Genomic DNA, 13,959 nt, shown 5'->3' with positions numbered 1-13,959 from the left:
CTGTAAGCATCATTTTGACGCTTACAGCTCGTTTTCAGGCTAATTTGACGGCTGTAAGATCAATTTTTGTGCTTATAGCTCTAATTACGGTTCGCTACGGGTGGCTACGGATGGTTACAGGTCGTTACGCATCCTTATGTATCGTCACGAATCGTTATGGTTCATAACGACACATCTCAACCCATCTCGACTCACTTTCGCTCATTTCCGCTCGATATAGACTCATTTCCACCTGATGTCGACTCATCTCTGCTAGCTTTCGGCTATTTTAAAGCCAAGCAATCACAAATCAAAGAAGCTGTAAGCGACTGAGTCGCCTACAGCTTCTTCTCTTAAGCGCTACCGCCTCTTCTCTAAAGTGCTACTACCTCTTCACATAAGTCTATACTACTCCAATTCCTTCGCTTAAAGCGCTACATTCTAATCGGAGCTTCTTGAAGTTCAGCACGCGATTGCAGGTAACGGAAGAAAGCTACCGATGCTTCCGCGCGAGTCACTTGTTTCTTCGGCAAAAACTTGCCGTCACTTAAGCTCATAATTTTCAAGCCGACCACGATTGCCGATTGTCCTTTATTTTCGATCTGAGCGGCATCTTTAAAGGAAGCTTCGAAAATGTAATCGTAATTAGCCAGCGCATTGTATCCTAGCGCGCGTACGATTAGCTCAGCCATCTCGTCTCGCGACACTTTGCCATCCGGATTAAACGAGCCGTCTCCAAGATCAATTAGATTTTGCTCCAAAGCACTTTCTACATACAAGAAATAGCTCGAATCCATACCTACATCGTTAAACGATGCCATTTCCTTAGCAGAGGCTGCCGTGTCAAAATTACCAAGCGAACGACCGCTATTTCTTGCTAGCACCAGCATCTTAATTAACTCACCGCGTGTGACCGCTTCATTAGGACGAACCTTGCCATCCACGACATCCAGTGCCTTATAAGCAACCATCAGCTCCAATTGTCGCTGCGCCCAGTGACCTTCTACATCTAGCGCCTTAGGCTTCTCAAGCTGAGTCAAATCTCCAGTTTCCCGGTTCCGCCAGTTGCCTGTCTCTGCATCCAAAAATACCGATTCTTCAATAATCCGCGGTACAAGTACATACACTAGCTCGGCCTCTGCTTTACTTACAACCTCGTCGCCTTTAATTTCTCCTGATGCCTTCATAAGATTATATTTCTCGAACGGAATCGGTTGTCCGTTCCAAGTATACTGCTGTACAAGGCGGTAAGTTAGCTGGGTACGATAGTAACTCAGCCATTTAGCAATAGCTTGAGACTTCGTGATCATTTTCGGCGCTTTGTCCGCATAATCAAATGAGGAGATGTAAGCATCAAAATTACGAATATCTCCTGTTCGTGCATCAACGGCTACATTGATGTTGTCATATTCCACAACAGCGCCATGAATCTTATGAATAAAATTGAAATAATACGAATCCGTGTTACCTAAACGATCTTCGTATTGTTTAGGATTAGGCTTAACGAAGTACAGCTCATCAGTTAACCATGGCAGTTGCGCCTTGATTGTATCAATAGCAATTACCGAGGCTTGATCCAGAGTAACCTTCGTACCTCCAGCTTGCGCCTCACTATTGTAATTGTAACTATTGAAGCTGCGTATAGATCCTGTTTTACCATCCACAGAAGCATATGCGGAGCCTGTTTCTTTCCCATCCTTTTTCAAGGTCCAACTTAAATTCCAAAAGGATTCCATCTCGCCGCTTTGTCCATTACTATTCTCACTAAAATTGGTGCCGCTTAACTCCGCATTGGCGGGGAGCTTGAAAGCTGCTTTCACTGCTTCCACCGCTTGTTTTTCATTAACTGTTCCCGATTTAGGTGCTTCTCCAAGCGGATTAGCGGTTATAGCTGTATCCGATATCGTCCCGCTCCAATAATTCATATCATTCGGCTCTTCCTTCTTCTCACCAGTTACCGCATCAACGGATATGGGCTGCAGCTCATAGCTGAGCAGCGGCTTGATTTTACCTTGTGAGTTGTAAGGAATAACATAGTTAAGAACTGGGCTAGCCGCAGCACGCAGCTTCTCAGTCGCTTGATCAAGTGTCAGCTGTGTTTTCACCTCAGGGAACACAATGGTATCGTCCCATTGCAAGGAATATCGTAATATATGTCCCTCGCTGTCAACCTCAAGCTCGATAAAGTTATCTACATACGAAATGCCGTTTACTATACGGTCAAAGCGCAATGCATGTCGTACTTCACCCGTTAACGGAGGAAGTAGCTGCACGCCGTACTCAGAGTTAAACTTAATTTGTTTATAATAGGGGGAAGCTACATTCCCAATAAATTTAAGGGCTATCTCCTGTGCATTGTCACGTTCAACCTTAAGCGGATATGTTGGTTTAGCGGTCGGATTGTTAACGTAAGAATTGAAAGCTAACAATTGCCCTGAATCTGCATTTATGCGTACATTAATACTTCCTTGGTCTTTACCATTTACTTTTTTAACAAAATCGAGACCCCAAACATTTTGCTTCCCATTACCCATCATGTCCATAGAGAAATTCGAGCTTTGAAGTAAATACTCCTTTGGAATGCTTACGTATTGCCGTGCAAGTGCTTCTGCCTTCTCCTTAGTCACTGCCAAATCAGCCTTCGGAACTGCTGGTTCCTCCATAGAGCCTCCCACTGATGTTGCTGATTTCTCCAGCCCCGTTTTGTTAACGCTCTCAGCAAATGTCGCTGTTGGCAAAACACTCATCATCATAGCTGCAGCCAACATTACTACAAGCCTCTTCCGGTTATTCTTCTTCACTTCTTCGCCTCCCATGGTTTTCCAGTTTATCGCTATTTAGACGTGCCATGTTATCAAGAAGTTGCGCATTCTCACACAAAAAAAATATCGCAAGGTAATCAGCCAATGACTGATACCGGGCGATATTTGATAAAACCATTTATTCGTAATTGTTGATTACGATTTGATTACATTTGACCAGCAATTTTTGCTTTTAGAGCATCTTTGCTTTGAACGCCAACCATTTTATCAACTGGTTGACCGTCTTTGAACATAATGAGTGTTGGAATACTCATAACGCCGAATTGCGATGCAAGTTCAGGCTCTTCGTCAACGTTAATTTTCGCGATTACCGCTTGACCTTCAAGCTCAGTTGATAGCTCCTCAATGATAGGAAGCTGCATTTTGCAAGGTCCGCACCAAGGTGCCCAGAAATCTACAAGGGAAACGCCGCTTTGAATGCTTTGAGTGAAATTATCTTTAGTCAATGCTACTGCCATTTCAATCATCCTCTCTAAACAATGTGTATGATCAAGGGAAAACCCGTCTCATCAATTACTTATTACTTACCTACTAACCGCACGCATGAATCTGTCTAAGCACATCTTGAATCGTAATCGCGTTAAAGTGGTTCTCTAATTGCTTCTCTGCCGTGCAAAATATTCCGAACATGACTTGATTCATATTCGAACCCACGACGCAATCCATCTCAGGATTGCCAGAACACCAGCTCGGAATAAGCGATCCTTGTGCCATAACACGATAAATGTCGGCTAGTGTAACGCTGCTAGGATCGATTGTCAGTCGGTAACCACCGCCTGATCCTTCACGCGTGTCGACATAACCACTTCTGCGTAAACCACTCATTACTTTGCGAACGCGCGCGGAATGTGTGCCGACATTCTCGGCAATCATCTCACTGCTAGCCATCCGTTCCGGCAAATAAGCTAAGTAAACGAGACTGTGTACGGCTATCGTAAATTCGCTATTCAATGTGAGCGGGCCTCCCTGCTTTATACTGTAATTTTATACATTACAGTTCTATTTGTCAATAGCCAGGTAGCCAATAAATATGACTTGCTTAGCATGCAGCATGGCTTCCTCTCTTATGCACCCCAAGAATTTGGAGCCTTTTAAAACACGAATCTTCGTGAGGTGAAAAGGAGCTTATTTTGTGAATTTTTCGTTGAGAATGACATGTTTACATGCCGTTGCTGAATATATATAAATAGTGCTTTTAGTGCTGTTGAATATTTGCGATTTGCTTCGCATTCTTTTGTGGAGGTGATGCACATTGGCACTGTTCGGGAGTAAATGGTCTGCTTTACGTACGGAAGGTGGTTCACGCTCGGAGGTAATTGATCGCTTAGAAGCTTATTTGAAGACAAATGGCTTAAAAACCAAAATTACAAATGAGGGCACTTCCCTGAAACGAATTCATGTAAAAAAGAATGACTTCGAGCGAGCGCAGGAGCTGCTAAAGGCTTTCGACAAAGATAATTAATCATTTATGGAAATCGAAGTTGATGGACCATCTAAGGAGCTTGGCGAAGCAGCGTCACCAACTATGGTGAACGCTGCTTTCGCATTTTATGAGCTAATGACTTTAAGACCAATAATTCCAGAAATGATCATAGTTAGAAAGATCATTTTACGCCAATCCCGTGACTCACCGAACAGAAACATGCCCAGCACCACACTGCCTACAGAACCAATTCCCGTCCATATCCCGTATGCGGTGCTTATCGGAATGGATTGCAGCGCTTTAGATAAGAAGTAAAAGCTTATAAAGCCTGATATGATTGCACCAACTGTACCCTTCCACTTTTTGAATCCATCTGACAGCTTCATGAAGGTGACACCGCCAACCTCACCCAAGCCAGAAATAATTAGAAATACCCATACCATAATTATACGCCCGCCTTTTCTGGCTCTTGAGCAGGCTTATCTTTGGAGACCAGCTTAAGCCCGACAATGCCTCCAACTAACAAGGCGATAAAAAATAATCGCCAAAAATCAACCGGCTCATCCAGAAAGAGTATACCGGCAATGACGGTACCCACAGTACCTATGCCCGTAAACATTGCGTAGGCAACGCCGATTTCAATCGTACGCATCGCCTTAGCGAACAGCGTAAAGCTGATAACCAGCAGAACAACCGTAATCAAGCTTGGTACAAGCTTTGTGAAACCTTCAGAATATTTGAGGCCAAACGTCCAGCCAACCTCCAGGAAGCCGGCCATCAGCAAATAAACCCATTGCATCATTAATCAATCCTCTCTCGTTGTCATTGTCATCGTCCATAGCCGCCATAATGATTGCCAAACTAATTGCTTCCTTTTATGAAACAGCTGCTCTTCATATAACTGGTTTTCCACCAGCAAACCATCCACGCAAACATAGAAGACAGCAATCTTGTGTTCTTCCTCAGCAGCTTTAAAGATACCCATCGAAATCCCATGCCGTATAACCGAGCGAAGTCCTTCTGTTAATATATCCTCATGCCGCAAAAAATCACTTCGCAGCTGATCCCGCAAATGACGCGGCGGAACAAGAATAGTACGCTTCAAAAATGCTTGCCCTGTTGTTAGATGTGTAAGATCAGTAAAAAAATCAAAAATGCGGTATACCTGCTGTTCTATGGGAATCTGCTTCATAGCTTGAAGAAGCTCTATGTATTGTTCCCTTTCTTGCGTTATCACTTCTCCAATAAGCTGCTGAAAAAGCTGCTCCTTCGACTGATAATGCGCATAAATAGAAGGGGTCTTAATACCGACCGCTTTCGCAATTTCAGACAACGAAGCTCCTTCATAGCCCGATTCCGTAAACATCGTCAATGCTGCCAGCTTAATTCGCTCTGCTGTTGAAAGTAATTGGCTAATCTTCCGCGCCTCCATCCGTTCCACACCCGATTACCTAACGAACGTTAGGCTTAGTATATTTTATTCGTACCCACACCAAAAATCAAGGAATAATTGGATTTACAAATAAATAATAAATTGAAAATCTATTATATTCCCTATCATTTTATCTATCATTTGTTGCCATATATACCCTCTCAAAATGTCTGATTCAAGTTGCAAACCCCACCTTTAAATGATAGTATCTACATGTTATAAACCACAAAAAATAAGAGTAAGAAAGGTTGATTATGACAACTCCATCTATTAGAAAGAACGAACATATTCCAGAGCTTCAACTTGTTCGTGCCTTGGCAATTCTTGGCGTTTTGACTGTACATGCTAGTGCAGCAGCATCTATCAGCATGTTAAATTCCGGCTATTATTTTTTCTATAATTTCATTAATATTTTCATGAAATTCGGCACACCTACTTTCATTCTATTAAGCAGCTTTGTTCTATTTTATAGCTACTACAACCGTCCTATTAACGGGAAACTTCTATTATCTTTCTACAAGAAAAGAATACTTTATATCATTATTCCATATATTGTTTTCTCAGTGATTTACTATGCATTATCGCAATATAATATAGGAAAACCATTATTATCTCCGGAAACATGGAACGGCTTTTTCAATTTGCTGATGGCTGGGAAGGCCTACTCGCATTTATATTTCGTATTTATTAGTATACAGTTCTACTTACTCTTCCCGCTTATCTTGTGGTTAACAAAGAAGAAGCCTATATTCGTTCATTTCCTTATTCCGTTCGGTTTTATTATCCAATGGGCTTTCGTGTTCATGAACTTGTACGATTGGCATGTTAAGAATAAAGGAAGCTGGTCGCTCTCTTATTTCTCGCTCTTCTTTTTGGGAGCAGCGCTCGGTATCTACTATCCCAAAATTAAAGAATGGATCATTATTAGCAAGCAGCACGCAACAGGCTATCGCGTAGCGGCATGGATCGCACTATGGATCTCCTGGCTTATAGTCGGTATTTCTCATGTTACGATTTACTTCAATGCCCGCTCTCATGGTACAAAATATGATCCGCTTTTATATGAGTTTTTATGGGCTTTTCATGCCGTTTTGTCAGCACTTGTTCTTATCCAAGCTGCATTTATCATTTATAGATATTTGCCTGCATTTATTTCAAAGCCTTTATATCGTCTAGGTCAATTTTCGTTTGGCATTTATTTAGTTCATTTAATCTTTTTAAATTTTTACGATAAATATATACCAGGGTACGGCATATCCTGGATGGCGCATTTCCGTTTTCTAGGCAGCTGGATCTTTATGCTCGGAGGATCTTGGCTTGTCGTCAGCATTGCAGCACGGTTCATTCCGTTCTCTTGGCTGCTATTTGGCAGCTTACCGAAGCACGATAACAATGCAAACATCAATAAACGTAGTGTTGTGGTAGTAAGCTCGGCAGTCTTGTTAATAACAGCCTCAGCCGCTATCGGCCTTTGGGTGAAATCGAACGAGACCGTAAATAAGAATGAGCGACAGCCGCTAGCGGTTGTCGAATCTATAGAAACCACTAACACCAACTATGATGTTATTGTAGCCGGTACAGACCCAGAGGGCATTGCCGCTGCTGTATCTGCAGCGCGAAACGGACTGCAAGTATTGCTTGTAGACGGCAGAAACCGCGAAATTCTTGGCGGGCTTATGACAATCGGAGAACTGAATTCACTGGATCTAAACTACTCACCAAAGAAGACAAATGCTTCTGGCAATCATTTGTTTCTAAATGAAGGATTGTTTAGAGAATGGTATGATCAAGTTGAAGGCACATCCTTCGATACGAACACGGCAGCTAATGCCTTCTACAAGATGGTGAAGAATGAACCCAATATCGACTTACTTATGAAAGTTCAGAAGATGGAGCCTATTACAGAAGCAGGCACTAGCGGAAACACCGCCGTTACCGGCCTGCGGATAGTAAAGGAAGACGGTAGTGAAATCAATGTTCTCTCGCATGCGGTCATTGATGCCACGCAAGACGGCGACATCGCTGCAGCCGCAGGAGCTCCATTTACTATAGGACTAGAGGACATCAATGATCCAGAAGCTCAAATGGCGGTCACACTCGTGTTCAAAATGGGCGGAGTTACACAGAAAATTTGGAATTCCTTCGCTGGGCATAAAGGTTCTGGCATCGATGCTACGAGCGCGTGGGGCTTCGGTGACGCTAAAGATTATGTGTCCAGCAATCCAGAACGAGTGAAAATTCGCGGATTAAATATCGGCAGACAAAACGATGAAACGATACTTATTAATGCCATGCATATTTTTAAGGTCGACCCTCTTGACCCTAAATCAGTGGAAGAAGCTTTGGAAATCGGCCGGGCAGAAGCACCGCGGATCGTTGAATATTTAAAGAAGAACTTTAAAGAGCTTAAAGATCTGAAGTTTGCCGGCACTGCAGATGAGCTCTATGTAAGAGAATCTCGGCATTTCCAAGGTGAATATCGACTAACGTTAGCCGATTTACTGAACAACCGAGACCACTGGGATGCGATTGCCTACGGTTCGTATAACGTAGATATTCAAAGCACCAAACATACAGATAACGGAAAAATTATGATGGCACCAATTCAATATGGTGTACCCTTCCGTACTCTAGTACCGCTGAAGGTGGATGGCTTGCTTGTTGTTGGCAGAGCTGCTAGCTTCGATTCCGTGCCGCATGGCAGCGCGCGGGTTATCCCGCTAGGCATGGCTACCGCCGAAGCAGCTGGAATCGCCGTCAAGATGACGATGGAAAACAACATTACACTGCGTGATCTATCCAAATCGGAAGAACTAATTGCCAGTCTTCGCACCCGCTTGACGGAGCAAGGCGTGGATCTAACGATGAATACCTTCGAAGCTCCTTATTATGTCAAACATAAAGACTACGAAGGACTAGTAGCGGCTGCAAGCATGATGTTAACATCGGGAGGAGAACATAACAAAGACTTTGATCTCGACGGTACATCTAACTTCCAACGATTCGTTTACAGTATGAACAAAGTACAAAAAACGCATCCCGACTTTTTCTTTGGAGATCCTAATGAGGCTATTAAAGGCGTAAGCAATCCTACAAAAACGCCCCTAACGTTAGAGCAGGCCATAAAAACAATCGCTTATACGATTGATGTTAAGAAGGCGAACGAGCTCACGCTTGAGGAAATGTTAAACCGTAATTGGATTAAACAAGAAACAATAGACGGTATAACTGACCAATCCAAGTTAACGAATGGCGATGCTTTTATGATCATTCGCGATGTTGTCGAATACTACGTCGGTCGTGTTTACAAGTAGATACATATCCATCTTATATTTATGTAAAAACAGCCATACATACTCTCCAAATGGAGATGCATGTATGGCTGTTTTTTTAATGATATTATACCTTCGCTTGCTTACCCTTATACTTAACCCAAATTACCGTTATCCCATTCACTACAATTCCTAGTGTTATTCCGAGCACCGTAATCATGACATTTAATACAAGGAAATATACGAGTAGTAATCCGAAATCATAATCATAAAGAGTTAGCTTAAGAAGCTTGCTTAACACAAAAGCGAAAAGCACACTAAACGGGATCCAAAACAAAAAGATGAATATTGGGAAATACCAATGACGATTCCGAAAAAAACGTATGATCGGTGCAGCGTATGCCGCCATCAGAAATACAGCTATCAAATAGCTATATTCAACTATACCACCGTTATAGTAAGAGATATAGAAAAACGCATTGCCTGCTAAAGCATAGATGATACTCAATAGAACGACTAATCGCATCGAACGCCCAATAATGATTTGTTCATTATTTTCTTCTTTCATTACTGACCTACAATTTCTTCTATAGCGGTGATAAACGATGCCATCTCTTCATCCGTTCCTATACTGACACGCAAGTATTCATTAATACGCGGCTGATCGAAATATCGGACAAGCACACCTTTTTCACGAAGCTGTTGAAAAATTTGTTTAGCCGCAATCTCAGGATGCGAAATGAACACGAAGTTCGCTTTCGAATCGGTTACAAGGAAACCTAATGCTAGTAATTGCTCCGTAACAAGCTCACGTGTACGAATAACCATCGCCGTTGTTTCTTGGAAATGCGCCTCATCCTCTAGTGCAGCAACTGCTCCAGCAAGAGCTAGACGGTCTAGCGTATAGGAGTTAAATGAGTTTTTGATCCGATTCAAGCCCTCAATCAGTTCCACACTGCCGAACGCCAGGCCGACACGCAGCCCTGCGAGCGAACGAGACTTGGACAGTGTCTGCACAACGAGTAAATTAGGGTAATGTTCGATCAGCTCTATTGCAGACTCGCCGCCGAAATCAATATAGGCCTCATCGATAATGACAGCTTGATTCGGATTCATGTCGAGCAAAGTACGAATGTCCTTCAGTGAAATGACCTGCGCTGTAGGCGCATTTGGATTAGGTATGATGATGCCGCTATTTGGCTGATTAAAATGTTCAACCTGCACATTAAACTGCTCGTCCAGCGTAATCAATTCCGTATTCAAACCGTAGAGCTTAGCGTACACCTTATAGAAACTGTACGTGATATCCGGAAATAACACAGACTTAGCTGGATCAAAAAACGCGGCAAAGGCAAATGCCAAAATCTCATCTGAGCCGTTGCCCACAAAGACTTGCTCGGYAGACAGGCCGTAATAGTTGGCAGCTGCTTGTACTAGCCCATCGCAGGTCGGATCTGGGTATAAACGTAAATCTGCATTTGCGGCTGCTGTAATGGCTTCAATCGCTTTAGGAGAAGGCGGGTAAGGATTTTCATTCGTGTTCAGCTTAATATACGTTTTATCCTTCGGCTGCTCTCCCGGCACATAAGGTACTAGAGAAGCGGTTAGCGGATTCCAAAATTTACTCAACATCAATCTTCCTCTCATCATCAGCGTAACAATAGTTGTTTCTATTTTAGCATTGGCTATGTTAACTCTCAATCAAAGGATATAAACTACTCATACACTACACCAGCGTGATATTCAACAACATCACGGATAAGAAGAAATGTCTCACCATTTGTTAGTCTCTTTTTGTCCTTAATCTGATTCAATGTATCTGCTGTTACCCACTTGCGAGCTTGTAATTTCTGTACGGCATTTTCCGGTGCAATGGTTTCATTGGCTGTAAGGAGGATGATAGACGCTGCTCGATCTAAAGATAAGGACTGCTTTTTCTCTTCTTCCTTTAAAGCCTGTAAGGCAGCGTATACTTCGCCTTTAAACACAGTTGAATGCACTCTCCTCACCTGAGCCATATTGCTATGGAATTTCCCTACTGTTGAGAGTCCGTCAAGATCCCACGATTCATTATGATCTCCGCCAATAGTGACGAACATACTAACTGCAGCCAACAAGCCCTTATACGTTCTATGCTTCGCATAGTCCGGTTTATCAAATTGCTCCATTTCAAGCTTCATACCTTGCTTTTGCAGCATTTTACGTAATTGTGCAATATGTAATTCAGACTTGGAAAGTGCACGGAATGACATCTTATTATCGATTGCGAGCTTCGCTGCCGCACCTGCCGCTTCACCCGTCGCCATTCCTAGTGGAATGACACGCGCACTCCCATGAGGAATCGTATCTACACTCTTCGCACGGCCAACAACGAGTAAACCGTCAACCTTTTGAGGCACAAGCGTTCGGAAGGGAACGCCATATTGCTTGGGATGAACAACAATAGCACCTCTGTCATGTTGGCTCACCCTTTGCATATCCACTTCATATGAGCCATAAGCAATCGCATCCCAGAAATCACGGTTATCCAGAACATCAACCGCCGTTAACCGATATTCCCCTTGGATATGTCTAGTCTCACGAACATAAAGCTCAGGTGCTGTTCCGGCGAATTCCGTATCCTTCAGCTCTTTGAACGTTTTCTTCAGGTACTCTGCAATGAGTGGGGCTTCTTTTTGCCCAATTTCAAATCCTTCCTTTACAGACTCAGGATCAAAGGGATCAATATAAAGGATGTGCATGGCGTTTATGAGAATCGTATCATCATTTTGCCTGCCGATATTAAGTGCTCTCAATCCAACACGTTCAGGGTCAGTAGGTTCGTATAGTTTAGCTTTGCCAAATCCCCACGCACTCATCTTATCCACACCGGTGCCATCATCCATCTTTTTGAATGAATTCCACACCTCCTGTGTCACGCCGCTGAGCTTAAACACCAACGTAACTGCTTGCTGCGCTTCTGGATTTCCGATATCCTCGCGACCTACAGTATATGGCACACCGGCGAGTGCTGCTATATCAGCATCCTGCGTTGCATCTATTACATAAGCCGTATTCACTCGCTGCTCCGTTCCAACTGCCTTCAGCAAACGAATGCCTACAACTGCCTTCGTTCCTTTTTCATCATTCGTAATAGGCTCTATGGATTCCAACCCCATATGAAGGTCAATGTTCGGCTCTGCCTTTACCATACAATAGAATAGATTTGCTGCTGATGTAATGTCTACAGAAGTACCTTCAAGCTGATCATACCATTCTTGGAATATACCTTTATTTAAAAGACTAAGCTTTCCCGGAATCTTCGACTGGACAGGAGAAGTGTTTAAATCTAATGAATTAAGCCACCCAAGTGAAATCAGTCCACCTAGTATTTCCCGCTTCCTGCCATCTATTAGAAGCACTTTAAGCCCATTACGAGCAGCCGATATAGCAGCGACAACCCCTTCGGGATCAGTGCCTACTACAACGACATCATAGTTGTCTTGTATTTTGGCGTTTGATTCTACTTCAAGCAGCGTCTGCATGGGTTCAGTACTCACTATTGAATTTGACCGTTGCCAAAATAAATAGGCACTAGCAACAATCAAAAATAATACGACTATACCAATTGAAACGCTCCACCTTTTCTTTTTCAAAAACATATACTCAACTCCTACAAGATTTTGAGATTTATCCCCATATGTTAAACATACTAAATCCGATAAAAGTTGCAATATTTTTATTATTTCCTTTAATTTAGGAGTTTTTTAAGTTGACAAATTTGTTTCATTTAGATAAAAATGGTATAAATACCAGCTTCCAATTCAATTATAAGCAGAAATAGAAAGGAGACTAGCATGATCCAAAATACGACATTTAAATTACATTTGAACGAGCTATGGCTTGTCCGCGCTTTTGCCATTCTAGGTGTTCTGACTGTGCATGCAACTTCTTTCGCAACGCTTGAGATGAAGGATTATGACAGCTTTATTATATATAACGCCTTGAATATATTTATGAAGTTTGGAACGACGACTTTTATATTTCTAAGCAGTTTCGTTCTCTTTCTTAACTACTTTGACCGACCCATGACAAAAACTCTTCTTCAAACCTTTTATAAACGAAGGCTATCGCTTATTATTGTCCCTTATCTATTATTCTCGGCTATATATTATACGGTTGTGCTTATGACTCATTATTCAGGAGAATCAATCGGGGAGGTTATGACTGACTTTTCAGTGAAATTACTGACAGGGAATGCCTACGCCCATCTCTATTTTATCTTTATAAGCGTTCAATTTTATCTCTTATTCCCCTTTGTTATGCTTACTTTAAAACGCTGGCCTGTCTTGATAAAATGGACAATTCCAATTGGCATTGCTGTACAGTGGGGTTTCCGAATTCTGAATGATTATATACAAATTCCATACGATGGAAGCTGGTCATTTTCATACTTCAGCTATTATATGCTTGGGGCTTGGATAGGCATTAAGTATCCGAAGATTAAAAAGTGGTTCGAGGTCAGCAAGGAGAAATATCGATCGAAGAACATTACTCCTATAATCGTGAAGCTAATCGTTATATTTCTATGGTTAAGTTCAAGTGTAGCGGAGGTATATATTTGGCATAATTTCCGTCTATTCGGCGCGAAATATGAATTGTCACTGTATCAAACGTTGTGGAGTATTCGTACTTTTACAGCTGCACTAGCTTTACTCCAGTTATCCTACATTATTTATAATCGTTTACCATCCTATATGACATACTTATTCCATCGGCTTGGAGAACTCGCCTTTGGCATATACCTCGTACATCCTTTGTTCTTAGCTCTTTATCGTGAATTCCGTCCCGCCACTAACACGGAAGTGATCTTAAATGTATGGTATCTAGGCGGATTCCTATTAGCACTATTAGGTTCATCACTTATCGTGTCTCTTTCTTCTCGCTTTTTACCTATTTACTGGGTTTTATTCGGGAAAGTCCAACGAACTTCCCAAAACGAAAAACGGAACGTCCACATGGACGCTCCGAGCTCGTAATATCGAGTGTGAT

At 42.3% G+C, this 13,959-nt stretch carries 12 protein-coding genes; 3 read left to right on the top strand and 9 right to left on the bottom strand.

Going from position 1 to position 13,959, the window contains the following annotated elements:
* Positions 1-413 precede the first annotated feature (413 nt).
* The 3 genes from AC1DWN_RS01880 to AC1DWN_RS01870 all read right to left on the bottom strand — a co-directional run bounded on the left by AC1DWN_RS01880 (position 414) and on the right by AC1DWN_RS01870 (position 3,752).
* Positions 414-2,780, bottom strand: a complete 2,367-nt coding sequence (locus AC1DWN_RS01880; RefSeq protein WP_477557253.1) for an S-layer homology domain-containing protein — start codon at positions 2,778-2,780, stop codon at positions 414-416.
* 167 nt (positions 2,781-2,947) lie between these two features.
* A complete protein-coding gene (trxA, locus tag AC1DWN_RS01875; RefSeq protein WP_477557252.1) occupies positions 2,948-3,259 on the bottom strand; it encodes a thioredoxin in 312 nt (103 codons plus the stop codon).
* 73 nt (positions 3,260-3,332) lie between these two features.
* Complete coding sequence (locus tag AC1DWN_RS01870; RefSeq protein WP_477557251.1) at positions 3,333-3,752, bottom strand: RrF2 family transcriptional regulator; 420 nt, start codon at positions 3,750-3,752, stop codon at positions 3,333-3,335.
* Positions 3,753-4,053: 301 nt separating this feature from the next.
* On the opposite strand from AC1DWN_RS01870, the gene AC1DWN_RS01865 reads away from it, so the two are divergent.
* The gene (locus tag AC1DWN_RS01865; RefSeq protein ID WP_477557250.1) at positions 4,054-4,263 is read left to right on the top strand and encodes a hypothetical protein; all 210 of its coding nucleotides are present in this window, start codon (positions 4,054-4,056) and stop codon (positions 4,261-4,263) included.
* An 86-nt stretch (positions 4,264-4,349) separates the two neighbouring features.
* Here the strand turns inward: AC1DWN_RS01865 and AC1DWN_RS01860 are convergent, their stop codons facing one another.
* Genes AC1DWN_RS01860 through AC1DWN_RS01850 form a run of 3 tightly spaced genes read right to left on the bottom strand, consistent with a single transcriptional unit; the run spans position 4,350 to position 5,656 of the window.
* Positions 4,350-4,667, bottom strand: a complete 318-nt coding sequence (locus AC1DWN_RS01860; protein ID WP_477557249.1) for a DMT family transporter — start codon at positions 4,665-4,667, stop codon at positions 4,350-4,352.
* A gap of 2 nt (positions 4,668-4,669) precedes the next feature.
* Positions 4,670-5,026: a DMT family transporter gene (locus AC1DWN_RS01855; RefSeq protein WP_477557248.1), complete on the bottom strand. Its 357-nt coding sequence runs from the start codon at positions 5,024-5,026 to the stop codon at positions 4,670-4,672.
* Between the two features lie 3 nt (positions 5,027-5,029).
* A complete protein-coding gene (locus AC1DWN_RS01850) occupies positions 5,030-5,656 on the bottom strand; it encodes a TetR/AcrR family transcriptional regulator (RefSeq protein ID WP_477557247.1) in 627 nt (208 codons plus the stop codon).
* A gap of 254 nt (positions 5,657-5,910) precedes the next feature.
* Between AC1DWN_RS01850 and AC1DWN_RS01845 the strand changes: the two genes are divergently transcribed.
* Positions 5,911-8,970 (top strand): FAD-dependent oxidoreductase, encoded by a 3,060-nt coding sequence (locus AC1DWN_RS01845; RefSeq protein ID WP_477557246.1) that lies wholly within the window; start codon positions 5,911-5,913, stop codon positions 8,968-8,970.
* An 85-nt stretch (positions 8,971-9,055) separates the two neighbouring features.
* Here the strand turns inward: AC1DWN_RS01845 and AC1DWN_RS01840 are convergent, their stop codons facing one another.
* The 3 genes from AC1DWN_RS01840 to AC1DWN_RS01830 form a co-directional block, all read right to left on the bottom strand.
* A complete protein-coding gene (locus tag AC1DWN_RS01840; RefSeq protein WP_477557245.1) occupies positions 9,056-9,496 on the bottom strand; it encodes a hypothetical protein in 441 nt (146 codons plus the stop codon).
* The gene (gene hisC, locus AC1DWN_RS01835) at positions 9,496-10,557 is read right to left on the bottom strand and encodes a histidinol-phosphate transaminase (RefSeq protein ID WP_477557284.1); all 1,062 of its coding nucleotides are present in this window, start codon (positions 10,555-10,557) and stop codon (positions 9,496-9,498) included. The genes AC1DWN_RS01840 and hisC overlap by 1 nt, the downstream gene beginning before the upstream one ends.
* An 86-nt stretch (positions 10,558-10,643) precedes the next feature.
* Positions 10,644-12,569, bottom strand: coding sequence for an FAD-dependent oxidoreductase (locus AC1DWN_RS01830; protein WP_477557244.1), 1,926 nt, complete (start codon positions 12,567-12,569; stop codon positions 10,644-10,646).
* Positions 12,570-12,764: 195 nt separating this feature from the next.
* Here AC1DWN_RS01830 and AC1DWN_RS01825 point away from each other — a divergent pair, with 195 nt between their 5' ends.
* Positions 12,765-13,946 (top strand): acyltransferase, encoded by a 1,182-nt coding sequence (locus AC1DWN_RS01825; RefSeq protein ID WP_477557243.1) that lies wholly within the window; start codon positions 12,765-12,767, stop codon positions 13,944-13,946.
* The last annotated feature ends 13 nt before the right edge of the window (positions 13,947-13,959 follow it).

The sequence above is a fragment of the Paenibacillus sp. P4_A7 genome (assembly GCF_056402455.1).
Note: the sequence above shows the minus strand (reverse complement) of the source record. Positions and strands in the feature narration are given on the sequence as shown.

Excerpts from the sequence above, each read along its gene's own strand:
- AC1DWN_RS01840 (WP_477557245.1), bottom strand. The coding sequence starts at position 9,496 with ATGAAAGAAGAAAATAATGAACAAATCATTATTGGGCGTTCGATGCGA.
- AC1DWN_RS01830 (WP_477557244.1), bottom strand. The coding sequence starts at position 12,569 with ATGTTTTTGAAAAAGAAAAGGTGGAGCGTTTCAATTGGTATAGTCGTA.
- AC1DWN_RS01860 (WP_477557249.1), bottom strand. The coding sequence starts at position 4,667 with ATGGTATGGGTATTTCTAATTATTTCTGGCTTGGGTGAGGTTGGCGGT.
- trxA (WP_477557252.1), bottom strand. The coding sequence starts at position 3,259 with ATGGCAGTAGCATTGACTAAAGATAATTTCACTCAAAGCATTCAAAGC.
- AC1DWN_RS01825 (WP_477557243.1), top strand. The coding sequence starts at position 12,765 with ATGATCCAAAATACGACATTTAAATTACATTTGAACGAGCTATGGCTT.
- AC1DWN_RS01855 (WP_477557248.1), bottom strand. The coding sequence starts at position 5,026 with ATGATGCAATGGGTTTATTTGCTGATGGCCGGCTTCCTGGAGGTTGGC.
- AC1DWN_RS01850 (WP_477557247.1), bottom strand. The coding sequence starts at position 5,656 with ATGGAGGCGCGGAAGATTAGCCAATTACTTTCAACAGCAGAGCGAATT.
- AC1DWN_RS01845 (WP_477557246.1), top strand. The coding sequence starts at position 5,911 with ATGACAACTCCATCTATTAGAAAGAACGAACATATTCCAGAGCTTCAA.